The sequence below is a fragment of the Proteiniborus sp. MB09-C3 genome (assembly GCF_030263895.1).
Taxonomy (GTDB): Bacteria; Bacillota; Clostridia; order Tissierellales; family Proteiniboraceae; genus Proteiniborus.
This window is the reverse complement of sequence record NZ_CP127161.1, coordinates 1,157,027-1,181,137: the sequence shown is the minus strand read 5'-3', so window position 1 is coordinate 1,181,137 and position 24,111 is coordinate 1,157,027. Positions and strand designations below refer to the sequence as shown.

At 34.3% G+C, this 24,111-nt stretch carries 45 protein-coding genes; all 45 read right to left on the bottom strand.

Features of this window, described 5'->3' with window-relative positions; genetic code table 11:
• Positions 1 to 98 precede the first annotated feature (98 nt).
• Complete coding sequence (locus tag QO263_RS05645; protein ID WP_285627446.1) at positions 99 to 647, bottom strand: hypothetical protein; 549 nt, start codon at positions 645 to 647, stop codon at positions 99 to 101.
• Positions 622 to 1,005, bottom strand: a complete 384-nt coding sequence (locus QO263_RS05640; RefSeq protein ID WP_285627443.1) for a hypothetical protein — start codon at positions 1,003 to 1,005, stop codon at positions 622 to 624. The genes QO263_RS05645 and QO263_RS05640 overlap by 26 nt, the downstream gene beginning before the upstream one ends.
• Before the next feature lie 241 nt (positions 1,006 to 1,246).
• Entirely contained in the window at positions 1,247 to 1,636 is a 390-nt protein-coding gene (locus QO263_RS05635) for a hypothetical protein (protein WP_285627440.1), read from the bottom strand.
• A 195-nt stretch (positions 1,637 to 1,831) separates the two neighbouring features.
• Positions 1,832 to 2,002 carry a hypothetical protein gene (locus QO263_RS05630; protein ID WP_285627437.1) on the bottom strand — a complete coding sequence of 57 codons (171 nt, stop codon included), beginning with the start codon at positions 2,000 to 2,002 and terminating at the stop codon, positions 1,832 to 1,834.
• Positions 2,003 to 2,136: 134 nt separating this feature from the next.
• Positions 2,137 to 2,463 (bottom strand): hypothetical protein, encoded by a 327-nt coding sequence (locus QO263_RS05625; protein WP_285627434.1) that lies wholly within the window; start codon positions 2,461 to 2,463, stop codon positions 2,137 to 2,139.
• Positions 2,464 to 2,480: 17 nt separating this feature from the next.
• Complete coding sequence (locus QO263_RS05620) at positions 2,481 to 2,996, bottom strand: hypothetical protein (RefSeq protein ID WP_285627431.1); 516 nt, start codon at positions 2,994 to 2,996, stop codon at positions 2,481 to 2,483.
• A 68-nt stretch (positions 2,997 to 3,064) separates the two neighbouring features.
• A complete protein-coding gene (locus QO263_RS05615; RefSeq protein WP_285627428.1) occupies positions 3,065 to 3,565 on the bottom strand; it encodes a hypothetical protein in 501 nt (166 codons plus the stop codon).
• 468 nt (positions 3,566 to 4,033) lie between these two features.
• Positions 4,034 to 4,426: a 30S ribosomal protein S9 gene (gene rpsI / locus QO263_RS05610; RefSeq protein ID WP_285627425.1), complete on the bottom strand. Its 393-nt coding sequence runs from the start codon at positions 4,424 to 4,426 to the stop codon at positions 4,034 to 4,036.
• A gap of 23 nt (positions 4,427 to 4,449) precedes the next feature.
• A complete protein-coding gene (gene rplM / locus QO263_RS05605; RefSeq protein ID WP_502928699.1) occupies positions 4,450 to 4,878 on the bottom strand; it encodes a 50S ribosomal protein L13 in 429 nt (142 codons plus the stop codon).
• A 143-nt stretch (positions 4,879 to 5,021) separates the two neighbouring features.
• The gene (gene truA, locus QO263_RS05600; RefSeq protein ID WP_285627422.1) at positions 5,022 to 5,756 is read right to left on the bottom strand and encodes a tRNA pseudouridine(38-40) synthase TruA; all 735 of its coding nucleotides are present in this window, start codon (positions 5,754 to 5,756) and stop codon (positions 5,022 to 5,024) included.
• Positions 5,757 to 5,767: 11 nt separating this feature from the next.
• Entirely contained in the window at positions 5,768 to 6,565 is a 798-nt protein-coding gene (locus QO263_RS05595) for an energy-coupling factor transporter transmembrane component T family protein (RefSeq protein WP_285627419.1), read from the bottom strand.
• Positions 6,558 to 7,421, bottom strand: a complete 864-nt coding sequence (locus QO263_RS05590; protein WP_285627417.1) for an energy-coupling factor transporter ATPase — start codon at positions 7,419 to 7,421, stop codon at positions 6,558 to 6,560. Before QO263_RS05590 ends, QO263_RS05595 begins: the two co-directional genes overlap by 8 nt.
• Positions 7,412 to 8,248 carry an energy-coupling factor transporter ATPase gene (locus QO263_RS05585; protein WP_285627414.1) on the bottom strand — a complete coding sequence of 279 codons (837 nt, stop codon included), beginning with the start codon at positions 8,246 to 8,248 and terminating at the stop codon, positions 7,412 to 7,414. Before QO263_RS05585 ends, QO263_RS05590 begins: the two co-directional genes overlap by 10 nt.
• A 181-nt stretch (positions 8,249 to 8,429) precedes the next feature.
• Entirely contained in the window at positions 8,430 to 8,771 is a 342-nt protein-coding gene (rplQ, locus tag QO263_RS05580) for a 50S ribosomal protein L17 (protein WP_285627411.1), read from the bottom strand.
• Between the two features lie 24 nt (positions 8,772 to 8,795).
• Positions 8,796 to 9,743 (bottom strand): DNA-directed RNA polymerase subunit alpha, encoded by a 948-nt coding sequence (locus tag QO263_RS05575; RefSeq protein WP_285627408.1) that lies wholly within the window; start codon positions 9,741 to 9,743, stop codon positions 8,796 to 8,798.
• Positions 9,744 to 9,807: 64 nt separating this feature from the next.
• Positions 9,808 to 10,431, bottom strand: a complete 624-nt coding sequence (rpsD, locus tag QO263_RS05570; RefSeq protein WP_285627405.1) for a 30S ribosomal protein S4 — start codon at positions 10,429 to 10,431, stop codon at positions 9,808 to 9,810.
• 26 nt (positions 10,432 to 10,457) lie between these two features.
• Positions 10,458 to 10,856: a 30S ribosomal protein S11 gene (gene rpsK, locus QO263_RS05565; protein WP_285627403.1), complete on the bottom strand. Its 399-nt coding sequence runs from the start codon at positions 10,854 to 10,856 to the stop codon at positions 10,458 to 10,460.
• Between the two features lie 20 nt (positions 10,857 to 10,876).
• The gene (rpsM, locus tag QO263_RS05560; protein ID WP_285627400.1) at positions 10,877 to 11,245 is read right to left on the bottom strand and encodes a 30S ribosomal protein S13; all 369 of its coding nucleotides are present in this window, start codon (positions 11,243 to 11,245) and stop codon (positions 10,877 to 10,879) included.
• Positions 11,246 to 11,419: 174 nt separating this feature from the next.
• Complete coding sequence (gene rpmJ / locus QO263_RS05555) at positions 11,420 to 11,533, bottom strand: 50S ribosomal protein L36 (protein ID WP_041701799.1); 114 nt, start codon at positions 11,531 to 11,533, stop codon at positions 11,420 to 11,422.
• Positions 11,534 to 11,548: 15 nt separating this feature from the next.
• Complete coding sequence (infA, locus tag QO263_RS05550) at positions 11,549 to 11,767, bottom strand: translation initiation factor IF-1 (RefSeq protein ID WP_285627398.1); 219 nt, start codon at positions 11,765 to 11,767, stop codon at positions 11,549 to 11,551.
• Between the two features lie 30 nt (positions 11,768 to 11,797).
• A complete protein-coding gene (locus QO263_RS05545; RefSeq protein WP_285627395.1) occupies positions 11,798 to 12,079 on the bottom strand; it encodes a KOW domain-containing RNA-binding protein in 282 nt (93 codons plus the stop codon).
• A gap of 23 nt (positions 12,080 to 12,102) precedes the next feature.
• A complete protein-coding gene (map, locus tag QO263_RS05540) occupies positions 12,103 to 12,849 on the bottom strand; it encodes a type I methionyl aminopeptidase (protein ID WP_285627392.1) in 747 nt (248 codons plus the stop codon).
• Positions 12,850 to 12,851: 2 nt separating this feature from the next.
• Complete coding sequence (locus tag QO263_RS05535) at positions 12,852 to 13,499, bottom strand: adenylate kinase (RefSeq protein WP_285627390.1); 648 nt, start codon at positions 13,497 to 13,499, stop codon at positions 12,852 to 12,854.
• Between the two features lie 35 nt (positions 13,500 to 13,534).
• Positions 13,535 to 14,815, bottom strand: coding sequence for a preprotein translocase subunit SecY (secY, locus tag QO263_RS05530; RefSeq protein WP_285627387.1), 1,281 nt, complete (start codon positions 14,813 to 14,815; stop codon positions 13,535 to 13,537).
• Between the two features lies 1 nt (position 14,816).
• Complete coding sequence (gene rplO / locus QO263_RS05525) at positions 14,817 to 15,260, bottom strand: 50S ribosomal protein L15 (protein ID WP_285627385.1); 444 nt, start codon at positions 15,258 to 15,260, stop codon at positions 14,817 to 14,819.
• A gap of 27 nt (positions 15,261 to 15,287) precedes the next feature.
• Positions 15,288 to 15,464, bottom strand: a complete 177-nt coding sequence (gene rpmD / locus QO263_RS05520; RefSeq protein WP_285627382.1) for a 50S ribosomal protein L30 — start codon at positions 15,462 to 15,464, stop codon at positions 15,288 to 15,290.
• A gap of 12 nt (positions 15,465 to 15,476) precedes the next feature.
• The gene (gene rpsE / locus QO263_RS05515; RefSeq protein ID WP_285627380.1) at positions 15,477 to 15,983 is read right to left on the bottom strand and encodes a 30S ribosomal protein S5; all 507 of its coding nucleotides are present in this window, start codon (positions 15,981 to 15,983) and stop codon (positions 15,477 to 15,479) included.
• Between the two features lie 16 nt (positions 15,984 to 15,999).
• Positions 16,000 to 16,368 (bottom strand): 50S ribosomal protein L18, encoded by a 369-nt coding sequence (gene rplR / locus QO263_RS05510; RefSeq protein WP_285627375.1) that lies wholly within the window; start codon positions 16,366 to 16,368, stop codon positions 16,000 to 16,002.
• A 17-nt stretch (positions 16,369 to 16,385) separates the two neighbouring features.
• Positions 16,386 to 16,925 (bottom strand): 50S ribosomal protein L6, encoded by a 540-nt coding sequence (gene rplF, locus QO263_RS05505; protein ID WP_285627373.1) that lies wholly within the window; start codon positions 16,923 to 16,925, stop codon positions 16,386 to 16,388.
• A gap of 40 nt (positions 16,926 to 16,965) precedes the next feature.
• Positions 16,966 to 17,364: a 30S ribosomal protein S8 gene (rpsH, locus tag QO263_RS05500; protein WP_285627370.1), complete on the bottom strand. Its 399-nt coding sequence runs from the start codon at positions 17,362 to 17,364 to the stop codon at positions 16,966 to 16,968.
• 32 nt (positions 17,365 to 17,396) lie between these two features.
• Complete coding sequence (locus tag QO263_RS05495; protein ID WP_285627367.1) at positions 17,397 to 17,582, bottom strand: type Z 30S ribosomal protein S14; 186 nt, start codon at positions 17,580 to 17,582, stop codon at positions 17,397 to 17,399.
• Positions 17,583 to 17,600: 18 nt separating this feature from the next.
• The gene (gene rplE, locus QO263_RS05490) at positions 17,601 to 18,143 is read right to left on the bottom strand and encodes a 50S ribosomal protein L5 (RefSeq protein ID WP_285627364.1); all 543 of its coding nucleotides are present in this window, start codon (positions 18,141 to 18,143) and stop codon (positions 17,601 to 17,603) included.
• A 30-nt stretch (positions 18,144 to 18,173) separates the two neighbouring features.
• Complete coding sequence (rplX, locus tag QO263_RS05485) at positions 18,174 to 18,482, bottom strand: 50S ribosomal protein L24 (RefSeq protein ID WP_285627361.1); 309 nt, start codon at positions 18,480 to 18,482, stop codon at positions 18,174 to 18,176.
• 15 nt (positions 18,483 to 18,497) lie between these two features.
• Entirely contained in the window at positions 18,498 to 18,866 is a 369-nt protein-coding gene (gene rplN / locus QO263_RS05480) for a 50S ribosomal protein L14 (RefSeq protein WP_285627358.1), read from the bottom strand.
• 30 nt (positions 18,867 to 18,896) lie between these two features.
• The gene (gene rpsQ, locus QO263_RS05475) at positions 18,897 to 19,151 is read right to left on the bottom strand and encodes a 30S ribosomal protein S17 (RefSeq protein ID WP_285627355.1); all 255 of its coding nucleotides are present in this window, start codon (positions 19,149 to 19,151) and stop codon (positions 18,897 to 18,899) included.
• 26 nt (positions 19,152 to 19,177) lie between these two features.
• On the bottom strand, positions 19,178 to 19,381 hold the full coding sequence (gene rpmC / locus QO263_RS05470) for a 50S ribosomal protein L29 (RefSeq protein ID WP_074350974.1): 204 nt from the start codon (positions 19,379 to 19,381) through the stop codon (positions 19,178 to 19,180).
• Positions 19,371 to 19,814, bottom strand: coding sequence for a 50S ribosomal protein L16 (rplP, locus tag QO263_RS05465; protein WP_285627352.1), 444 nt, complete (start codon positions 19,812 to 19,814; stop codon positions 19,371 to 19,373). Before rplP ends, rpmC begins: the two co-directional genes overlap by 11 nt.
• A gap of 26 nt (positions 19,815 to 19,840) precedes the next feature.
• Entirely contained in the window at positions 19,841 to 20,509 is a 669-nt protein-coding gene (gene rpsC / locus QO263_RS05460; protein WP_285627348.1) for a 30S ribosomal protein S3, read from the bottom strand.
• A gap of 18 nt (positions 20,510 to 20,527) precedes the next feature.
• Positions 20,528 to 20,863, bottom strand: coding sequence for a 50S ribosomal protein L22 (gene rplV / locus QO263_RS05455; RefSeq protein ID WP_285627345.1), 336 nt, complete (start codon positions 20,861 to 20,863; stop codon positions 20,528 to 20,530).
• 21 nt (positions 20,864 to 20,884) lie between these two features.
• Positions 20,885 to 21,169 carry a 30S ribosomal protein S19 gene (gene rpsS / locus QO263_RS05450; protein ID WP_285627343.1) on the bottom strand — a complete coding sequence of 95 codons (285 nt, stop codon included), beginning with the start codon at positions 21,167 to 21,169 and terminating at the stop codon, positions 20,885 to 20,887.
• Positions 21,170 to 21,247: 78 nt separating this feature from the next.
• Positions 21,248 to 22,078, bottom strand: coding sequence for a 50S ribosomal protein L2 (gene rplB, locus QO263_RS05445; protein ID WP_285627340.1), 831 nt, complete (start codon positions 22,076 to 22,078; stop codon positions 21,248 to 21,250).
• 31 nt (positions 22,079 to 22,109) lie between these two features.
• A complete protein-coding gene (gene rplW, locus QO263_RS05440; protein WP_502928698.1) occupies positions 22,110 to 22,400 on the bottom strand; it encodes a 50S ribosomal protein L23 in 291 nt (96 codons plus the stop codon).
• On the bottom strand, positions 22,400 to 23,023 hold the full coding sequence (rplD, locus tag QO263_RS05435) for a 50S ribosomal protein L4 (RefSeq protein ID WP_285627337.1): 624 nt from the start codon (positions 23,021 to 23,023) through the stop codon (positions 22,400 to 22,402). Before rplD ends, rplW begins: the two co-directional genes overlap by 1 nt.
• Before the next feature lie 25 nt (positions 23,024 to 23,048).
• The gene (gene rplC / locus QO263_RS05430; RefSeq protein WP_285627334.1) at positions 23,049 to 23,681 is read right to left on the bottom strand and encodes a 50S ribosomal protein L3; all 633 of its coding nucleotides are present in this window, start codon (positions 23,679 to 23,681) and stop codon (positions 23,049 to 23,051) included.
• A gap of 91 nt (positions 23,682 to 23,772) precedes the next feature.
• Positions 23,773 to 24,084: a 30S ribosomal protein S10 gene (gene rpsJ, locus QO263_RS05425; protein WP_285627331.1), complete on the bottom strand. Its 312-nt coding sequence runs from the start codon at positions 24,082 to 24,084 to the stop codon at positions 23,773 to 23,775.
• Between the last annotated feature and the right edge of the window lie 27 nt (positions 24,085 to 24,111).

The window sequence follows — 24,111 nt, the reverse complement described above, 5'->3', positions numbered from 1 at the left end:
TAAAAGTAGGTAGATAATACACTAACTGTACTATCTACCTACTTATTGTTTTGTAATATATTATGTAAGATTGAATTATGTCTGCAAATAAACATCCGCTACATTTGATTTTCCAATAGCTTTATACACATTGGGTCTAGCTCACTTTTCTCTACTTGAGTTACAGCTAAAACCATTTTTTCAATACCAACGTCTTTAATTTTATAATATCCGTTATTAAAACAATACCCTATACCATCAAAAATAATATTAGGTACTCCAATACCACTAAGCACTGAATACAAGTTATATAATTCATCAGTAGTAACAGGCATGAAGTCTCCAATGTCCTCAAAATCTAACTCTGGCTCATCTTCTTCATCACCAGTATATAACTCTCCAATTTCTTCGTCTGAACAGAATAAATCTTCTGGTTCTACCCATTTATTATTGTCTACATCTTGCTCAAGCTTATAAATATTATACGCTATATCACTTACAAGCTCTTGATCCGTCATACTAAACTTTGTATAATCATATACCGTCCCTTTCTCTTTAATCTGTTTTAAAATTTCAGCACATAAAACTAATTCTTTACTAAACTGCTTTGATTGATTGTTTACCATATAACTTATTGCACATTCAATCGTTCTCTCTTCCTTGGTCATGTAATACACCTTCCTCTCTAAGTTCTTTTAATTTTCTACTCATTGCACATTGACTAATACCCTGCATTCTAGCTAAATCCTTGACCTTAACACCTTCATTACGAAGTTTAACTAATTCGATATCGCTTAAGTTCTTCCGTCCTGGATCAACACCACCAACCAATTCAATTAAAATTCTATTTACATGATTGGTTAATTCAACTTCACTGAGTACACTATCAAGTCTTTCAGTTAAACCAGTGAATAGTTCATATATTGAATCAAGTTTATCACTCAACTCAATTATATTAATTTCCTTATCCGCTGCTTTAGTTGGCTTATTACTTTGTTTAGTAACTTTTTTAACCTCTTCCGCCATTTACTCAAACACCTCCTTATTTTTTACCATAACGCGGACAACTATTTTTTGCAACCCCTCCAACTCCAGCAAACTCAACACGTATAGCCGCTTTAAATAAGAACGTATATAAGAATGAATACATTTTTTACATATTGAAGTTAATAGAAACGTCTATAGCCTATATTTTAAAAATTATTTTTCAATAAAAAAATACCACACAATAAACGTATTGAGTGGTATTCATGTAATACTATTTAGTTTAGAAGTCTATTTCTTCCTCTTTAGCTAATTCTTTAGCTATATCTTTTTCTACCAGTTTCTTAAAATGTGATACTACTAATTCAGAGTATTCAAGTTCTTCAGCTATATGCTGTTCACTATAACCTTTAGCCATAAGCTTTCTTATCTTGTTTTTAATTTGTCTTCTGTAACCTGATACTATACTACTTGAGCAACCAAGCTTTACTTTTATTCTAGCTATAGAATTACCTTCTGCTGTAAGTTCCCCTACTTTTTTTTCAAGTTTATTTCCTTTAATCTTACCGCCTTTATTTAATCCAAGACTCATAAGCAGTATTTCCTGTCCTGCAAAGATTTCATCTAACGTTTCTTTAATGCTTTCTAGTGTAAGATTCTCATTTGTCTTCATACCATTACCTCCATCTTAAATTTATTTTAATTTCTTATCATTTTATTTCTAAATACCTTGTTTTCTACATTTACATCTCCATTTTTACCACTCAATTAGTTTCAAATTTAGTTAGTTAACTAAATTCTTACTAACTAATTCTATTAGTGTCATTTTTCAGTTGATAAATGGTTCTTACTTCTTTTAAATCAATGTTTAATAATTATAGTACATTTTCATGTGTCTTCTGTAATTATAAGAGTCATCCTCTATTGAGTAGCAGCTACGTCTTAGTTTAGCAGTTAAACTGTAAAACATTATTGCCAAGTATCCAACGAATATCATTATGAAGAATAGTACCATTAAAGTAATTATTGAGTTTGTCATGTTAGTGTCCTCCTAATTTTTAATTTAGTGATGTACTTTGAAGTACACCACTAGTTATTATTGAGTATCTGGTAATTTACACCACATTCACCTTTAGCCAATAGACTAACTTTTCCACTAGTAAATGTAATGTATTAAACAACTTGCGATTTATTCAACTTTACAATCTGTATACCTGCATATAACTCTTTAATGCTTTTTTCTAATTCTTCAAGCTTATCTAGTTGATTATCAGAAGCACTGTTTAATTTATCCTCAAGTAATTCTGTATTTTTAACTAGGTCATTTATTGCTTTTGAGATAACCATTCTTTCTTTTATAATCTTCTTAACTTCTTCAACCTGAAATGTAGTAGCTCTAAATCCTATGTTGATATGTGGGTATTTATCTAATATGTCAATCATCCATTTAGCAGCGTCTTCATTACTTAATTCAGTATCTAACATTAGAATTTGTATCATATTATCGCCCCCTGCTATTAATCAAATAAACTCTTAAATAGTTTCACTGTTGATTGGTCTAATCTCAACTTCCTTTTTCCGTCAAATAGCCTATAATCAACTTGCTTTCCTATTCCAAACTTCTCTAATGTCTCATTGCTCGGATTCTTTATTAATTTCAGTAATCTTACATCATGTTTAAATGATTCTTCAGTTACAATGTCTAATGATTGAAAGTGACTGTTTTTCTCTACTTTAAAGTAATAATCATCTTGTAAATGCTGAACTCTTATATATAAGCCAGTATTATCTTCTACAGCAAATGCAACTAAACTTATTCTTTCTCCATCTTTTTCTACTATGAACATTAAACTAACTTCATCACTAAATGAATTATCACTTTCAAGCTGCTTTATCATCTTTGCATCCATTGAATAATTCTCTACTATTACATGAGTAATGCTAAGTGATAATGCCCAATATATTGGGTCTTGTCTTAGTTCTTCTCTAATATCGTATATTATTTTAATATCAGGAAGTATTAGTTCACCCATAAGCTTGTACCTCCTTATCTTGTAGGTCACTTGATTAGCTGTTAAACTAACCAAGTGACCATTTGTTTTTATCTTCTGTTTAATAATCCACAACTATCACAAATTATAGAGTAATCACCTTCGACATAACCAAGATTACTATTGCATTTATTACATCTGATTTCTTTTAGACTGTAGCTATAATGCTCAAAATAATCTTCTATCATATCTTCAATTGTCCTTTTAATTCCTATAGCTTTTATATAACGAGCTAATTCACCATCATGTTCTTCTGTTAAATCTGTTTTAACTTCAACTTTATCAGTTAGTTCTACATCACCAACTATGAAGTCATATGTTACTTTTGCTTGTAGTCTTCTGTCATCTCCAACATTATAAGTATTATCACTTATGCTACAACCTTTTCTTCTTGTTAAATCTTGTATATCTACTGCAAATAATACTTTTTCTGCTTTTTCTCTATAGTACTCTACTCTTATTACATCAGCTAATACCTTATAAACTCTTCCGTCATCTTTCACTACTACGATTCCTTTTCTTCCATTTGGTTCAGTAATTCTAATTATCATTGTTATCCCTCTTTCTGTTAGCTCTTCACTAACCGTTTATTTAAATCTCAAAGTTATTTTTTAACTTTTTAATTTATACCTATAATAATTATCACGTTGATATCTATGTATATATTTCAGTCCAATACAATACAAAAGGCACACCCACTTTTTCTTAAAGTAGATGTTCCTTATTCATTGTCCATTTTACGTTTAAATTTTCTATATAGAAGTTCATTCTACACATCTTTCTACACACACCAAAAACCCACTGTGTAATAACGGGTAGAAATTTACCCATATAAACAAATCATGACCAACATTTAACAACACTTCTTTAATTACTACAAGTCCAATCATATTTACCTGTTATATCTATAACCTCTATATGTAGTGTTATATGTCGCTATGTTTACTATATATAGTGCTTTTAGACAAAATAAAAACAGCCACATTTCTGTGACTGTTTTATACTCATTTTTATAAAAATTATCTCTTTGAGAACTGTGATGCTCTTCTAGCTTTCTTAAGACCATATTTCTTTCTTTCTTTCATTCTTGGGTCTCTTGTTAAGAAGCCAGCTTTCTTAAGTATTGGTCTTAGCTCTTCGTCTGCTTTAATTAGGGCTCTTGATATTCCGTGTCTTACTGCTCCTGCTTGGCCAGTAAATCCACCGCCATTAACTATAATTAATGCATCATATTTATCTAATGTATCTGTTATAGTAAGAGGTTCTTTAACTAATACTTTTAATGTATCATAGTTAAAGTACTCTTCTATATCTCTTTTATTTATAGTTATGTTCCCTGAACCTGGAACTAATCTTACTCTTGCTATTGATTTTTTCCTTCTACCTGTACCGTAGTATTGAACCTTAGCCATTTACAGTCTCCTCCCTTCCTGAACTATATTTCATAAACTTCAGGTTTTTGAGCTTCATGTTTATGTTCTGAACCTTTGTAAACTTTTAATTTCTTGAACATAGCTCTTCCTAAAGAATTTTTAGGTAGCATGCCTTTAACTGCCAAACTAATTATTTTTTCTGGATTTTTTTCCATTAGTGTGCTGTATGGAACTTCTTTAAGTCCACCTGGATACCCAGTATGGTATCTATATGCCTTTTGCTCTAGTTTCTTTCCTGTCATTACAATTTTTTCTGCATTGATTACGATTACATAATCTCCTGTATCAACATGAGGTGTAAAAATTGGTTTATGTTTTCCTCTTAATATACTTGCAATTTCTGTACTAAGTCTTCCTAGTGTTTTTCCTTCAGCATCAATAATATACCATTTTCTTTCAATTTCATTAGGCTTTGCGATAAAACTTTTCATTATTTCCCTCCTTAAAACCGATGAGTTGAATGTATTTATATAAAAATCCGGGGCTAGTGGATTTTTTACGCCAACATACCTTTATATTTTAATACAACCTTCCACGTGTGTCAAGTCATTTTCAATAAATCGGAAAATTATTTCTAGTAAAATACCTTCTCCAGATATAATCCGTGTGGAGGCGCAGTATGTCCTGCATTTTTTCTATCCTTTGATAATAATATTTCTGAAATATAGCTGCTATCAATCTTACCTATTCCTATGTCTACTAATGTGCCTGCTATAATCCTAACCATATTATATAAAAATCCATTTCCATTTATCTTTAATTCGATTATTTCGTGATTTTTGTTTAAGTGTATGCTATATATTGTCCTAGTAGTATCTTTTACTGAGCTTCCTGAAGCCATGAAAGCAGTAAAATCATGAGTTCCAATAAAGTCAGCTGAGGCTTTTTGCATTAAATCAAAGTGAAGCTTCTGAGGCACATGGTATGCATAATTTCTCAACAGTGGGCTTGGTATCCTTCTATTATAGATTACATACCTGTATTCCTTTCCCTGAGCACTATATCTTGAATGAAATGAACAGTCCACCTCTTCTGAATGGCTTATTACAATATCACTAGGCAGCACGCTGTTAATAGCATCCTTGAATTTTTCACCAGGTATCTTAGCCTCAGTAAAGAAGTTTGCCACCTGTCCTCTTGCATGGACTCCTCTATCAGTTCTGCCAGAGCCAAAAATACCGACATCTTCTTTGGTGATTTTTTTTATTGAATACTCTATAGCTTCTTGTATTGTTTTTTGATGTGGCTGCTTCTGCCAGCCAAAATAATTTGTTCCATCGTATTCTATTATGAGCTTAATATTTCTCATAATGATCCCTTCTATATATACCTGTATGTGATTATTATTGCTATAAATACTGTCGTTATACTTAATGCTACAAAATCCACCTTCTCTAGCTTTAGTTCTTTCATTCTAGTTCTATTTTCTCCACCTCTATAGCATCTTGCCTCCATAGCCATAGCAAGCTCATCTGCACGCCTAAATGCGCTCACGAAAAGTGGGACTAGTAGTGGAACTAAGCTCTTTGCTCTATTCATTATGTTACCGCTTTCAAAATCTGCTCCTCTTGCCATTTGAGCTTTCATTATCTTGTCTGTTTCCTCTAATAAAGTAGGAATAAATCTAAGGGCTATAGTCATCATCATAGCAAGTTCATGAGCTGGTACACCTATTTTGCTTAGAGGCTTTAATAGTCTCTCTATTCCGTCAGTCAATGAAATTGGTGAAGTAGTAAGAGTTAGCAATGAAGTTCCCATAACTAGAAATATTAGTCTCAGAGCCATAAAGGTAGCTTGCAATAGCCCTTCTTTAGTCACATCTAGTGGCCCGATTTCAAAAAGTATTTCACCCTTTGTCATAAACAGGTTTATTAAAAATGTAATTGAAATTATTAAAAACAGTGGTTTTAATCCTTTAAGTACATAGTTTAGAGGCACCTTAGACAGCTTTATTGTCGTCAGAATAAATGCTACTACAAGAATATAAGGATAAAAACTATTAATAAAAAATAAGGCTATTATAAAAGCGAAAGTTCCTAGTAGCTTTATCCTAGGATCTAATCTATGAATAACTGTTTCTCCAGGAAAATATTGACCTATAGTTATATTTTTAAGCATTGCCACTTCTCCTTAAATACTCTAATATTTCTTCCTTTGCCTCTTGTACAGTAAGGACATCCTCTCTTACATCATGTCCTTTGCTCTTAAAGGCCTTCATAAAATACGTTATCTGAGGAGCACCTAATCCAAGGCTTTCAAGCTCATTAGCCCTTTTAAATACTTCTCTTGGTGTTCCTACCATGGCTATCTTGCTTTTATGCATTACTATAATTTTATTTACTAAACGAGCTATATCCTCCATGCTATGAGATACTAAAATAATTGTCATCTTGTTTTTCTGATATAGGCTTTGAATCTGTCCTAAAATATCGTCTCTTCCTTTAGGATCCAGTCCTGCTGTTGGTTCATCTAATATTAGGACTTCTGGTTTCATGGCAAGTACTCCTGCTATTGCTACTCTTCTTTTCTGCCCGCCGCTGAGCTCAAAGGGAGATCTCTCACTAATAGCTTCAAAGTCTAAACCTACAAGCTCCATTGCTTCCTTTACTCTATTATCTACTTCCTCTTGAGATAAACCTAAATTAAGTGGTCCAAATGCTATATCTTTATAGACAGTTTCCTCAAATAGCTGATGCTCAGGATACTGAAAAACAAGACCTACCTTCTGCCGTATTGCCTTTAAGCTGATGCCTTTTGAGGTTATGTCTACATCTCCAATCATAATCCTTCCTGATGTAGGCTTGAGCAAACCGTTTAAATGCTGTATTAGTGTAGATTTTCCTGAACCTGTATGACCTATTAGCCCTACAAATTCACCTTCATTGATCTCTAAATTTATATCATCTAAAGCCTTAGATTCAAAAGGCGTATTTTCATTGTATATAAATGTTAAGTTATCTATTTTTATTGACATAGCGATCCCACCAATTCCTCAACTGTTAATATGTCAGCTGGAAGGCTAATTCCTTCTTTTCTGAGCTCATATACTAATTCTGTAACCTGTGGTACGTCAAGACCTAGTTTTTTTAGGCTTTCAACCTGACTAAAAACCTGCTTTGGTGTACCTTCCAATACTATTTGCCCCTCTTCCATGACTACTATTCTATCTGCATTTACTGCTTCGTCCATATAGTGTGTTATATGAACTATAGTTTTTTTCTCTTCTTTATTTAGCTTTTCTATTGTACTTATTACTTCTTTTCTTCCTGAGGGGTCTAGCATTGCAGTAGGCTCATCTAATATTATGCAATCTGGATTCATGGCAAGTATTCCTGCTATTGCTATTCTCTGTTTTTGGCCGCCCGATAATAAATGAGGTGCATGTTTTTTATAATGACCCATCTCTACTATGTCCAATGCTCTATCTACTCTTCTTCTTATTTCTTTAGGCTCTATTCCTTGATTCTCTGGTCCAAATGCTACGTCTTCCTCTACTATAGTGGCTACTAATTGATTATCTGGATTTTGAAATACCATTCCTGCTGTTTGCCTAATATCCCATACTTTATTCGCATCAGAAGTATCCATGCCATTTACGTATACTTTTCCCTTTGTAGGCAGTAAAAGTGCATTCATTAATTTTGCAAGTGTAGATTTTCCAGAGCCATTATGGCCAAGTACAACCAAAAATTCCCCTCTTTTTATTTCAAGACTTACGTCTTTTAAGGCTGCAAATTCTTTGTCTTCTGCTGTAGTATATTCATAAGTAACATTCTCTATCTTTATCATTGAATCATTCATTCTTATCCCTCTCTATAAGACACATTATATACCACTTTAGTTTAACACATGTTTTTATTATATTCAATGAAACTCTAAGCTTTCAACAATTCTATATTATATCATATCTAAGGTGAGGAATAAATAATCAATAAGCAAAAAGGGACTAAGTCTATAATACTCTAACTTAATCCCTGTATCACTATACTAACTCTAATATTACTGTTTCCGCAGCGTCTCCTCTACGTGGTCCAAGTTTTAGCATTCTTGTATAACCACCATTTCTATCTGCATATTTTGGCGCTATTTCATCAAATAAGTTTTTGACTACTGTTTCATCATACACATATGCTAAGACTTGACGTCTAGCATGTAAATCTCCTCTTTTTGCTAGAGTAATCATTTTTTCTGCCATTCTCTTAGTTTCTTTGGCTCTTGTTTCAGTTGTTTCTATTTTGCCATTTCTAAGTAGGCTTGTAACAAGATTTCTAAGCATTGCTTTTCTGTGATCAGTAGGGCGTCCTAATTTTCTTAGCTTAGCCATCCTTATCCCTCCTTTAAGCTGGTATTACTCATCACTATTCTTTAAACTTAATCCTAATTCTTCAAGTTTTTGTTGAACTTCTTCAAGGGATTTCTTTCCAAGGTTTCTTACCTTCATCATATCTTCTTCGCTCTTCTGTGTTAATTCCTCAACTGTATTGATGCCTGCTCTCTTTAAGCAGTTATAAGATCTTACAGAAAGGTCTAGTTCTTCGATAGTCATCTCTAGAACTTTTTCTTTCTTGTCTTCTTCTTTTTCAACCATTATTTCAACATCATTAACATGCTCTGTTAATGTAATGAAAAGATTCAAATGCTCGTTGAGAATCTTAGCACCTAGCGAAGTAGCTTCATCAGGCTTTATGGTGCCATCTGTCCATACCTCAAGAGTTAATTTATCATAATCAGTAATCTGCCCTACCCTTGTGTTTTCAACTTTGAAATTGACTTTTTTAACAGGAGTGTAAATAGAGTCTATGGGGATGACTCCTATTGGTTGATTGTCCTTTTTATTTCTCTCTGCTGGGACATAACCTCTTCCTCTTGTCATTTCAAGTTCCATATATAGCTTTGCATCATCTTCAAGGGTAGCTATATGAAGATCCTTATTAAGTATTTCAACTTCACTGCCTGTTAAAATATCTCCTGCCGTAATTTCTCTAGGCCCTTCAGCTTCTATTTTAAGCATTACTGGCTCATCTGAGTACATTATAGCAGCAACATTCTTAATGTTTAATATGATCTCCGAAACATCTTCTAATACCCCAGGTATCGTAGAGAATTCATGTAATACTCCCTGAATTTTTATAGAAGAAACCGCAGCACCTGGTAATGATGATAATAAAATTCTTCTCAATGAATTACCTAAGGTAGTTCCATATCCTCTTTCTAAAGGTTCAACAACAAATTTACCATAAGTGTTGTCTTCGTTTATGTCAACAATCTCTATTTTAGGTTTTTCTATTTCTATCATTTACACTTGACCCTCCTCATAATCTTTATTAGGCTATCTTGAGGGTAACTGATTCTAATAATTATTATTTAGAATATAGCTCTACTATTAAGTGCTCTTGTATTGGTAGATCAATATCTTCTCTAGATGGCTCTGAAACGATTTTGCCTAACATATTTTCAATATCCATTTGCAGCCATGGCACTACATTCCCTTGGAATCCCTCTTGAAGTTCCTTAAATCTTGGTGATGATTTGCTTCCTTCTTTAACTTCTATAGTATCTCCAACTGAAGTTAAGTATGAAGGGATGTCAACCTTCTTACCATTTACTCTAAAATGACCGTGAGTAACAAGTTGTCTTGCTTCAGCTCTTGATGCTGCTAATCCTAATCTAAATACTACGTTATCTAATCTTAGCTCTAATAATCTTAATAGGTTTTCACCTGTGATTCCTACTTTTTTATCTGCTGCGCCAAAGTATTTTCTCATTTGGCTTTCAGAAATACCATAATATCTACGAACTTTTTGTTTCTCTCTTAATTGCATACCATAGTTAGATATTTTTTTCCTGCCTTGACCATGTTGCCCAGGAGCATAATTTCTTCTAGTTACCGGACATTTGTCAGTAAAACATTTATCTCCTTTTAAGTAGAGCTTTTGTCCTTCTCTACGGCAAAGTCTACAAACAGGACCAGTGTATCTTGCCATTCTTGTGCACCTCCTATATCAATTCACTAGACTCTTCTACGTTTTGGTGGTCTACAACCGTTATGTGGCACTGGAGTTGTATCCTTAATCATGCTAACTTCAAGTCCAGTTGCTTGTAATGATCTGATTGCTGCTTCTCTACCAGCTCCTGGTCCTTTAACGAACACTTCTACAGTTTTTAATCCATGCTCCATAGCTTTTTTAGCTGCTTCTTCGGCAGCCATTTGAGCAGCAAATGGAGTTGATTTTCTTGAACCCTTGAAGCCTAATTGGCCAGCACTAGCCCAAGATAGTACATTTCCATTAGCATCAGCTAATGTAACTATTGTATTATTGAAAGTTGATCTGATATGTGCTTGACCTCTTTCAATATTTTTACGTTCTCTTCTTTTAACACGTGTTTTTACACCTTTTTTAGCTACCAATCAAAGTCCCTCCTTTACTATTACTTTTTACCTTTTTTCGCTGCAAGTTTCTTAGGACCTTTTCTAGTTCTAGCGTTATTCTTAGTATTTTGTCCTCTTACTGGTAGACCTCTTCTATGTCTCAATCCTCTGTAGCAACCAATTTCTCTTAATCTTTTAATATTAAGAGATACTTCTCTTCTAAGGTCACCTTCTACCATATATGTGTCTATAACAGTTCTTATCTCATTAACTTCTGATTCTGTCAAGTCTTTTACTCTAGTATCAGGATTAACACCGGCTTTAGCTAGTATTTCATTTGATCTAGCTCTTCCGATTCCAAAAATATATGTTAGTCCTATTTCTACTCTTTTATCTCTTGGTAAGTCAACACCGGCAATTCTAGCCATTAAAGTTTACACCTCCTAAAACTGTGCACTCTAGTAAAGTCTTTCCTGACTATACTACTTGCTCTTGAAATCTGAAACTAAAATTTATTTTAAGCAGCCGCAATGATAACTTGTATCAACTAAAACATTATACTAAAAAACAGACAATATAACTACAAAAAATTATTTCCTATATTAGCCTTGTTTTTGCTTATGTCTTGGATTTTCGCAGATCACCATAACTTTGCCTTTTCTTCTGATGATTTGACATTTTTCACAAATCTTTTTAACTGATGGTCTTACTTTCACCGTAAACCCTCCTTGCTACTTATTACGCCATGTAATCCTACCTCTTGTTAAATCATAAGGTGATAATTCTATTGTTACCTTATCTCCTGGTAAAATCCTTATGAAGTTCATTCTGAGTTTCCCAGAAATGTGAGCTAGTATTTCATGGCCATTTTCTAGTCTTACCTTAAACATGGCGTTTGGTAGAGCTTCTGCTACGGTCCCTTCTACCTCAATAACATCCTTTTTAGACATTAGGTAATCGAACCTCCTGTTCAATAGGTATTATATCTCTTTATTAAATGGATCTAAAGCTTTTCTAATATATGCGTTATTTATCTTCTGTTGACTCTTTAATTTTTCATTAAGGTCTTCTAAAATAGTTTTATAAACTATTAAATGCTTTATCTTTTTCTTTTTAGGAGTATCTATTCTTCTATAATCTCCATCAACTATTAACACATATTCATTGTCAACAATATCTAATACAACAAAGACTTTTCCTTTATCTCTTCCTGCCTTAGATCTAACCACCTGACCTAAATGTATATCACTAGTGGTTTCCATGTAATTTTCACCTCTTCGATGGATTATAACTTAGTTAAGATTAATGGCTCATCATTTGTTATAGCTATTGTGTGCTCATAATGTGCAGACTTATGGCCATCTACCGTAACTACTGTCCAGTTATCACTTAGTATCTTTACATGGTAAGTGCCTGAATTCACCATAGGTTCTATGGCTAGCACCATGCCCTCTTTAAGTCGAGGACCTTTTCCTGGTAGTCCAAAGTTTGGTATTTGGGGCTCCTCATGCATTCTTTGACCTATTCCATGTCCTACAAAGTCTCTAACTATTGAAAAACCATTACTTTCTGCATACTTCTGTATTGCATGGGAGATATCGGATAATCTGTTGCCTACTTTTGCATATTTTAGACCTTCATAAAAAGACTGTTTTGTCACTTTTATTAGCTCTAAATCCTCATCTGAAACCGTACCAACAGGATACGTATTAGCTCCATCTCCATAATATCCGTCAATTATAGTTCCGATATCTATACTTATAATATCGCCATCTTTTAACTTGTTTAATCCAGGAATCCCATGAACTACTACTTCATTAATAGAAGCGCATATACTTCCTGGAAAACCGTTATAACCTTTAAAAGCAGGTAATGCACCATGACTTCTAATAAAGTCTTCTGCAGCTTCATCTAATTCCTTAGTTGTCACTCCAGGCTTTATTATGTCTTGGAGAAAGGCATGTGTCTCAGCAACAAGCCTTCCTGCTTTTGACATTAATTCTATTTCTCTATCACTTTTTAAAATAATCATTATTATTCTCTCCCTAATGCTATTACTATGTCTTGAAATACTTTGTCAATATCTTGTTTTCCATCTATGTTTATCAGTATTTCTTTTTTTCCATAGTAATCTATTAGAGGCTGAGTTTGCTCTAGATATACTTCAATTCTTTTTGTTACTGTTTCTACAGTATCATCTTTTCTTTGAATGAGCTCTCCACCGCAAACATCGCAGATTTTTTCCACCTTTGATGGATTAAATTTTACATGGTATGTTGCACCGCAATCTTTACATACTCTTCTGCCCACTGCCCTATCAACAAGTTCTTCTTTACTGACATCTATATTTATTACATAGTCTAATTCATAATCTAAACTTGTAAGCTCTGCATCTAAAGCATCAGCTTGATTCACTGTTCTAGGAAAGCCATCTAATAGAAAGCCTTTTTGGCAGTCTTTCTCTGTTAATCTATCTTTTACAATAGCTACCACTAAATCATCAGGTACTAGTAATCCCTTATCCATATACTCTTTTGCCTTAATGCCTAAGTCTGTACCTTCTTTGATGTTTTTTCTGAACATATCTCCAGTTGATATATGTGGTATGCTGTATTTCTTAACTATATTAACCGCCTGAGTTCCTTTACCTGCACCAGGTGGTCCTAATAGAATAAGTCTCAATAACATCATCTCCAAAGGGTGTATTTACTTATTTACTATTTCAAGAATCCTTTGTAGTGTCTCATCATCATTTGAGCTTCAATTTGCTTCATGGTCTCTAAAGCAACACCTACAACAATTAGTAATCCAGTTCCACCGAAGTGAACATTAAGCTTCACAAAAGCTTCTATGATAACTGGTAATGTTGCTATGACTGCTAAAGCCACTGCACCTGAAAATGTAACTCTTGATATAACTCTGCTTAAATAATCTGAAGTAGGCTTTCCAGGTCTTATTCCTGGTACGAAACCACCATATTGCTTCAGATTGTTTGCATACTCAACAGGGTTAAATTGTACTGCTGTGTAGAAGTATGTGAAGAATATTATCAATAAAACATTTAGTATTGAATATACCCAAACTCCTACATCGCCGCTCACTGTAAAGTATTTAGAAACAAAGGCAGCAGCCTTACCATTAGGATTTAAAAACATAGTTAGTATTTGAGGAAATTGTAGTAATGATGTAGAGAAAATTACAGGTACAACTCCTGCCATCAACACTTTTATAGGTATATGTGTACTTTGTCCTCCATACATCTTTCTTCCTACAACTCTTTTAGCATACTGTACAGGTATCTTTCTTGTACCATCTTGTATAGCTATAACTCCAACTATGATAATCAATGCTACTATTAAAAAGCCAATTACTTTTATTATACTTATTTGCCCTGCCATAACTAGTTTAAACATATTTATCAGAGCACTAGGTGCTCTTGAAACGATACCTACAAATATTATAAGTGAAATACCATTTCCGATACCTTTTTCTGTAATAAGTTCTCCTAGCCACATTAAAAATGCTGTTCCAGCAGTTAATACTAAGACAATTACTGCTACTGGCAGGAATTCTCTACTGATAAGTGCTCTGTTGAAAAACCCTACGCTGATACCTATTGCTTGAACTAAAGCAAGTATTACTGTACCATATCGAGTATATTCAGCTATTTTCTTTCTTCCTTCTTCGCCTTCTTTTGCTAGAGCTTCTAAGCTTGGAATAGCAATTGTTAATAACTGTATTATAATTGAAGCAGTTACATAAGGGTAAATGTTAAGCGCAAAAATTGTAAAATCTTTGAAAGCTCCCCCTGCCATTAAGTTTAGAAAATCTAGCATTCCCCCAGAGCTAGCAGCAAACATAGAATCAATTACTTTTCTGTCTATTCCAGGAACTGGAATACTAGAGCCTAATCTAAACACTATAAGCATGGCAAATGTGAATAAGATTTTTTTTCTTAAATCTGGAATTTTCCATGCGTTCCTAAGAGTGGATAGCATTTTAGATCACCTCTACCTTTCCCCCATTAGCCTCTATTTTTTCAGCTGCTGATTTGCTGAATTTTTGGGCTTTAACAGTTAATTTTTTATTTAATTCCCCGTCTCCAAGTATCTTAACTCCGTCTTCAATTTTCTTTATTATACCAGCTTGAATTAGAAGTTCGGGTGTTACTTCTACATTATCTTCAAATATATTTAAATCATCAAGGTTAACTATTGCATAGCTCTTAGCAAATATATTTGTAAATCCTCTTTTAGGTAGTCTTCTATAAAGTGGCATCTGTCCACCTTCAAAACCAGGTCTTACTCCACCGCCTGAACGGGATTTTTGACCTTTTTGTCCTTTACCAGAAGTTTTACCTTGTCCTGATCCAGTACCTCTACCTAATCTTTTAGTCTTTTTACTTCCGCCACCTTGATTTGGTCTTAATTCATGTAGTTTCATGGTTGCACCTCCTCTTATCAAAAAGTTCTACTCAATAACTTCAACCATATAATTAACTTTTTCTATCATACCTCTAATTTGAGGAGTATCTTCTTTCTCAACTATTTGACCTATTTTTCTAAGTCCTAAGGCTTCAATAGTTCTTTTGTGAGCTTCTAGTCTTCCTATAGTGCTCTTTACTAGTTTTATTTGAATTTTAGCCAAGGTATTTCCCCCCTAACCTAATAACTCTTCTACAGTTTTTCCTCTTAGTCTTGCAACTTCTTCTGCTCTCTTAAGTTGTTTTAGAGCTTCCATAGTTGCATTTACCATGTTTCTAGGATTATTTGAGCCTAGGGACTTACCTCTTAGGTCTCTAATGCCTGCAAGTTCAATAACTGCACGCACAGGACCTCCAGCGATAACTCCTGTACCTTCTGAAGCTGGTTTTAGTAATACTCTTCCTGCTCCAAATTCTCCTACTGTTTCATGAGGAATTGTTGTACCTACAGTTGGTACCATAATTAAATTCTTTTTAGCGTCCTGTATTGCTTTTCTTATAGCCTCTGGAACCTCAAGGGCCTTAGCCATACCTACGCCTACGTGTCCATTTTCGTCTCCTACTACTACTAGAGCGCTAAATCTAAAGTTTCTACCACCTTTAACAACCTTAGTGACACGATTTATACTAACTACTCTTTCTTTTAGATCTAATTCACCAGCATCTATACGACCATGTTGCATTATTTTCCCTCCTTCTCTAGAACTTTAATCCGACTTCTCTTGCACCTTCTGCAAGTTCTTTAACTCTCCCGTGATAAATACATCCGCCTCTATCGAATATAACTTCTTCGATGCCTTTTGCTAGGGCTTTTTCAGCTACTAGTTTACCAACAGCCTTAGCTGCTTCTTTATTGCTAGTTGCCTCTAGTTTTTCTTTTAAGTCTTTATCGAGTGTAGAAGCAGACACTAAAGTTCTTCCTGCTTTGTCATCGATTATTTGCGCATATATATGATTCAAACTTCTATACACATTTAATCTTGGTCTCTCAGGAGTTCCATTTACAGTCTTTCTTATTCTTAAATGCCTTTTTTGTCTTTTTACATTGCTATTTTCTTTTTTAAGCACCTGTTTTCACTCCTTTCCTACTTACCTGTCTTGCCTTCCTTACGTCTTACAATTTCGCCTTCATATCTTACACCTTTACCTTTATAAGGTTCTGGTCTTCTAAAGTCTCTAATCACTGCAGCATAGTTTCCAACTTGTTGTTTATCTATGCCCTTAACAATTATCTTTGTAGGAGCTGGTACTTCAACTTCTATTCCTTCTGGGTCTTCCATCTCAACTGGATGAGAAAAACCTAAGGAAAGCACTAGCTTCTTACCTTGTTTTTGAGCACGATAACCTGTTCCTATGATTTCAAGGCTCTTACTATAACCATTGGTAACCCCTTCAATCATGTTAGCTAGTAATGTTCTCGTTAACCCATGTAAAGCTTTATGTCTCTTTTGCTCAGTTGGACGAGACAAATGGATTACATTATCTTCTATGTTAATTTGTATTTCTTTATCAAGTTGTTGTTCTAATTTTCCTTTTGCGCCTTTAACTACTACATAGTTATTTTTATTAATGCTTACTTCCACGCCACTTGGTATAGTTATCGGCTTCAAACCTATTCTTGACATGACTCTAACCTCCTGTTCCTTTAAATCAGTCTTTTATCTATTACCAAATGTAGCAGATTACCTCTCCGCCAACGCCTTCTTTTCTTGCTACCTTATCTGTTACGATACCTTTAGATGTTGAAAGAACTGCTATTCCTAGTCCTCCTAAAACTCTTGGTATCTCATCACTTTTTACATAAACTCTTAAGCCAGGCTTAGATATTCTTTTTAATCCAGAAATTATTTTTTCATTATCTTTTCCATACTTAAGTTGTACTCTTAGAATACCTTGTTTTGCATCTTCTATTACATCAAATCCTTTTATAAACCCTTCCTCTAAAAGGATGTTAGCTAATGATTTTTTCATATTTGAAGCTGGGATATCCACAGTCTCATGTTTTGCATTGTTTCCGTTTCTTATTCTTGTAAGCATATCTGCAATTGGATCAGTCATCACCATTCGAGTCTACCTCCTTCCATTTTAACAATCTATTACCAGCTCGCTTTTTTTACTCCAGGAATCTGTCCCTTGTAAGCTAGTTCTCTGAAGCAAATACGGCAAACTCCGAATTTTCTTAAATAAGCATGTGGTCTTCCGCAAATCTTGCATCTATTATATTCCCTAGAGCTGAATTTCTGCTTTCTGCTTTGTTTAATTATCATTGACTTTTTAGCCACTCTTTTTCGCCTCCTCCATTACTTTCTAAAGGGCATTCCCATAAGTGCTAAGAATTCTTTCGCTTCCTCATCTGTTTTTGCTGTTGTAACCACGATTATATCTAATCCCTTAATAGAATCAACTTTATCATATTCTATTTCAGGAAATATTAGCTGTTCCTTGATTCCTAGAGCATAATTTCCTCTGCCGTCAAATGATGTAGCTGATACCCCTCTAAAGTCTCTAACTCTTGGTAGTGCAATGTTCATTAGCTTATCGAGGAATTCATACATTTTTTCTCCTCTTAATGTAACTTTTGAACCAACTGGCATACCTTCACGAACTTTAAAGTTTGCTACAGATTTTTTTGCTCTAGTTATTATTGGTTTTTGTCCTGATATAATACCTAGCTCTTCTACAGCTGATTCTAACAATTTTGGGTTATCTCTAGCTTCTCCTAAGCCCATGTTTAAAACTATTTTTTCAAGCTTAGGTACTTCCATTATGTTATTATATTTAAATTTTTCCATTAATGCTGGAATAACTTCGTTTGTATATTTATCTCTAAGGCGTGTTGCCATTTTGTAAACCTCCTTTCAACTGTAGCTTAACTATAAAACTTCACCACATTTTTTGCAGACTCTTACTTTATCGCCGTTATCTAAAACTTTTTGTCCGACTCTAACGCCTGTCTTATCTTTATTGCAGTATAACATTACGTTTGACACGTGAATTGGTCCTTCTTGATGTATTATTCCACCTTGCTGCATTTGTCCGCTTGGTTTTTTATGCTTTGTAAGCATGTTTATGCCTTCTACAATTACTCTGTCTTCCTTTGGCATAGCAGCAAGAATTTTTCCTTTTTTGCCTTTATCTTTACCTGATATTATTACTACTGTGTCACCTTTTTTAACATGCATTGTCTACACCTCCTCTTATAACACTTCAGGTGCTAATGATATTATCTTCATAAAGTTACCGTCTCTTAGCTCTCTTGTAACTGGTCCGAAAATACGAGTACCGATTGGTGATTTATCTTCTTTTATTATAACAGCTGCATTTTCATCGAATTTGATGTAGCTTCCGTCTTTTCTTCTAACACCTTTTTTAGATCTTACTATAACAGCTTTAACTACTTCACCTTTTTTAACAACACCGCCTGGTGTTGCACTTTTGACAGTAGCGACTACTATATCTCCTATATTAGCGTATTTTCTACGTGTTCCGCCTAAAACTTTAATAACTAATAATTCCTTAGCTCCAGAATTATCTCCAACTTTCATACGTGATTCTTGTTGTAACATTTATTACCCTCCTTTCGTCAATACCAAGGATTATTTTGCTTTTTCTATTATCTCAACTAGTCTCCATCTTTTTTCTCTGCTTAATGGTCTAGTTTCCATTATCTTAACTTTATCGCCAATACGGCATTCATTGTTTTCATCATGAGCTTTAAATTTTGTAGTTTTTTTAACCATTTTCCCGTATAAAGGATGTGCAACAAATGTTTCTATAGCAACTACAATTGTTTTGTCCATCTTGTCGCTTACAACTCGACCTGTTCTAACCTTCCTGTTACCTCTTTGCATTAGGTTGGCCCTCCTTTCCCTTGCAACTATGCGTTAATCTGTTTTATTTCTCTTTCCCTTATTATTGTCTTTACACGCGCAATATCTTTTCTAACAGATTTGATTCTCATTGGGTTATCAAGCTGTCCTGTAGCTAATTGAAATCTTAGGTTAAACAGTTCAGCCTTTAAATCGTTAAGTTTGTTATCAAGTTCTTGAGCAGTCATTTGACGAATTTCATTAGCTTTCATTAGCTTCACCACCCTCTTCAATTACATCTTGTCGAGTGACAAATTTAGTTTTAATAGGTAATTTATGTGCTGCTAGTCTCATGGCCTCTCTTGCAGTTTCTTCAGGAATTCCAGCCATTTCGAATAATACTCTTCCTGGTTTTACTACTGCTACCCAATATTCTGGTGAACCTTTACCAGAACCCATACGAGTTTCAGCAGGTTTTTGTGTTATTGGCTTATCTGGGAATACTTTTATCCAGACCTTTCCGCCCCTCTTAACATATCTTGTCATAGCTCTTCTTGCTGCTTCTATCTGATTGGATGTAATCCAAGCTGGTTCTAATGCTTGTAATCCAAATTCACCGTAAGAAATCTTGTTGCCTCGAGTAGCTTTACCTGTCATTCTTCCTCTTTGCACTCTACGGCGTTTTACTCTTTTAGGCATTAACATATTAACTTCCTCCTTCCTACACTACTTTATTTCTCAGTAACCTCTTTTTTTTGTTCTACCTTTGCAGTAGGAAGAACTTCACCCTTGTATATCCAAACTTTAACGCCTATTTTACCGTATGTTGTATTTGCTTCAGTAAAACCATAGCTTATATCGGCTCTTAAAGTTTGAAGAGGTATTGTTCCTTCGCTGTAACCTTCAGTTCTTGCCATATCTGCACCACCAACTCTTCCTGATACAGATGTTTTAATTCCTTTTGCTCCTGATCTCATAGTTCTTTGAATAGCTTGCTTCATTGCTCTTCTAAATGATACTCTTCGTTCAAGTTGGCTTGCAATATTTTCAGCTACTAATTGAGCATCTAGTTCAGGAATCTTTATTTCTTCAACATTTACTGTTACGTTTTTCTTTGTAAGCTTTTCTAAATTCTTTCTTAGCTCTTCAACGCCTTGACCGCCTTTACCTATAACCATACCTGGTTTAGCAGTGTTCACAGTAACTTTAACTCTATTAGCTGCTCTCTCTATTTCAATTCTTGATATTCCAGAAGTAAACAACTCTTTCTTCACGAATTCACGTATTTTATTATCTTCTACTAAATACTCAGAAAATTGTTTACTGTCAGCATACCATTTCGAATCCCAATCTTTAATTATACCTACTCTCAATCCATGTGGATTAACTTTTTGGCCCATCTGTTTATCCCTCCTTTTCTATTCTCTCTCTCTTAGCACGATTCCGATGTGGCTTGTTCTCTTTAGAATTGGATATGCTCTACCTTGTGACCTAGGTCTCCATCTTTTTAATGTAGGACCTTGATTTCCATAAGCCTCATATACATATAACTTTTCTCTATCCATATCAAAATTGTTTTCAGCATTTGCAATAGCTGAACTAAGAACTTTCTCTAATTCTTTAGCGCCTCTTTTAGGTGTGAATTTTAAGATGGCAAGTGCTTCATCAACGTTTCTGCCTCTTATTTCAGCAGCTACTAAATTCACCTTTCTTGGTGCAATACGAATATGTTTGGCGATAGCTCTAGCTTCCACTCGAAGTTCCCTCCTTCTTACTTACTTTCTAACTGATGTTGTTTTTTCTGAACCTGCATGCCCTTTAAATGTTCTAGTAGGAGCAAATTCACCTAGCTTATGACCTACCATATCTTCTGTTACGTATACTGGAATGTGTTTTCTTCCATCATGTACAGCTATAGTGTGTCCTACCATTTGTGGAAATATAGTTGAACGACGTGACCATGTCTTAATAACTTTCTTATCATTCTTATCATTTAATTCTTCGACCTTTTTTAGTAAATGATCGTCGCAAAATGGTCCTTTTTTAAGGGATCTACCCATTTAAGTTCCTCCTCCCAATGCGATATTGTTTGTTCTTTTATAAGCATAAGCCTAAGCCGACTAATTACTTTTATAAGATTATTTCTTTCTCGCTCTAACGATGTATTGATTTGACTTTTTATTCTTCTGACGAGTCTTATATCCTAATGCTGGTTTACCCCATGGTGTTACTGGTGATGGTCTACCTATTCCAGTTCTTCCTTCTCCACCGCCATGTGGGTGATCATTAGGGTTCATAACACTACCTCTAACTGTTGGTCTAAAGCCCATGTGTCTCTTTCTACCAGCTTTACCTACTGTTATATTTTCATGCTCTACATTGCCTACTTGGCCTATAGTAGCTCTGCATTCTATTCTAATAAGTCTAAACTCTCCGGATGGAAGTCTAACTGTAGCATAGTTGCCTTCTTTACCCATAAGCTGTGCTGAATTACCAGCAGATCTTACTAATTGACCGCCTTTTCCAGCCTTTAGCTCAACATTATGGATTACTGTACCAACTGGTATGTTTTTTAATGGCAATGCATTACCTACTTTTATGTCTGCTTCTACACCTGATTCTATAACATCTCCAACTTTTAAACCAAGTGGAGCAAGTATATATCTTTTTTCACCGTCAACATAGTTTATTAATGCTATGTTAGCTGTTCTATTTGGATCATACTCGATTGCAGCAACTTTTCCTGGTACTCCATCTTTATTTCTCTTGAAATCAATTATTCTATATTTTCTTTTAGCTCCGCCGCCTCTATGTCTAACTGTAATCTTACCATGGACGTTTCTTCCTGCTTGTCTATTCAAGCTTACAATTAATGACTTCTCAGGATCTTTTTTAGTGATGTCTTCAAATGTCGAAACAGTCATTTGTCTAATTGCAGGCGAAGTCGCTTTGAATTTCTTGATACTCATTTTGTTCCCTCCTCTTACTTGCAATTAAGAATTACATGCCTTCAAAGAACTCTATACCTTTACTATCTTTAGTAAGGGTAACTATGGCTTTTTTCCAGCTCGGTCTTCTACCCTCATGGATTCCTTGTCTTTTTACTTTACCTTCCATAAACATAGTGTTTACTTTTTCAACCTTTACTCCGAATACCTTCTCAACAGCATTTTTAACTTCTGTTTTATTTGCTCTTTTATCTACAACAAAAGTATATTTACCTTCTGCCATATCATCCATACTTCTCTCTGTTACTATAGGCTTTCTTATAATGTCGTGTGGATTACGCATTATGCATACACCTCCTCCACTTTTTTAACGGCATCCTTAGTTATAATAAATGAATCATATTTTAGTATGTCATATACATTAAGAGTGTTTGTCAAAGTAGTTTGAACACCTTGTATATTGCTTGCAGATTTCACTACATTTTCATTCTTTTCAGCCATAACTATTAGTGCCTTTTTATTAGAATTAATATTCTTTAAGATATTTACCATATCTTTTGTCTTAGGTTGAGTTAGATTTAATTCATCTAATACTATTATTTCTTTACTTTCAACTTTTGAGCTTAATGCGCTCTTCATAGCTAATCTCTTAACCTTTTTAGGAATACTATAGCTATAGTCTCTTGGCTTTGGAGCAAATACTACTCCACCACCTATCCATTGAGGTGATCTTATACTTCCTTGACGAGCTCTACCAGTTCCTTTTTGTCTCCAAGGTTTCTTTCCTCCACCTCTTACTTCTGCTCTTGTTTTAGCTGATTGTGTCCCTTGTCTTTTATTTGCAAGCTGATTCTTTACAGCTTCGTATAAAACATGTTGGTTTACTTCAACTCCAAACACTGCATCACTTAACTCTATATCACCAATTTGTTGGCCTGATACGTTATATAAAGCTACCTTTGGCATCTAACTTCCTCCTTTCCTAAAGAACTTACTTTGAAGCCTTTACAGTTTCTTTTATTGTAATTAGTCCGCCTTTTGGTCCTGGAACTGCACCTTTAACTAATATGAAGTTCTTTTCTGCATCTACTCTTACAACTTCTAAGTTTTGTACTGTTACTCTTTCATTTCCCATGTGTCCTGGCATTTTCTTGCCCTTTAATATTCTTGCTGGAGTAGCTGAACCACCCATTGATCCTATTCCTCTGTGGTATTTAGAACCATGAGTCATAGGTCCTCTAGATTGGTTGTGTCTCTTAATAGCTCCTTGATATCCCTTACCCTTGGATGTTCCAATAGCATCTACTCTCTCGCCCACTGCAAATATGTCAGCTTTGATTTCCTGACCTATTTCATATCCATCTATATTATCAACTCTGATTTCTCTTAAAAATCTTTTAACTTCTACATTTGCTTTTCCAAAGTGACCCTTTAATGGCTTGTTAACTTTTTTCTCTTTAATATCGCCATATCCTACTTGAATAGCATTGTATCCATCTTTTTCTACATTCTTCTTTTGAACAACTTTCATTGGGCCAACTTCGATTACTGTAACAGGAATTACTATTCCTTCTTCAGTAAACACTTGTGTCATGCCTACTTTTTTACCTAATATACTTTTCATTTTTACACCTCCTGAAGTCTTACAGCGGATTACACTCATGTGTAATCATACTAAGCAGAGTGTATTTTATTTTAATTCTCTACTTGTATTCTTATAATTTAATTTCAATATCTACACCTGCTGGTAGATTAAGTTTCATTAATGAATCTACTGTTTTTGGTGTAGGGTTTAAGATATCGATTAGTCTCTTATGAGTTCTTTGTTCAAACTGCTCTCTAGAATCCTTATATTTATGAACAGCTCTTAATATTGTAATTATCTGCTTCTCTGTTGGTAGTGGTATAGGACCTGAAACATTTGCTCCAGTTCTTTTAGCAGTTTCTACAATCTTTTGTGCTGATGAATCAAGGATCTCATGATCATAAGCCTTTAATCTGATTCTTATTTTTTGTTTGTTTGACATTAAAATTCCCTCCTTACTATCGCATGT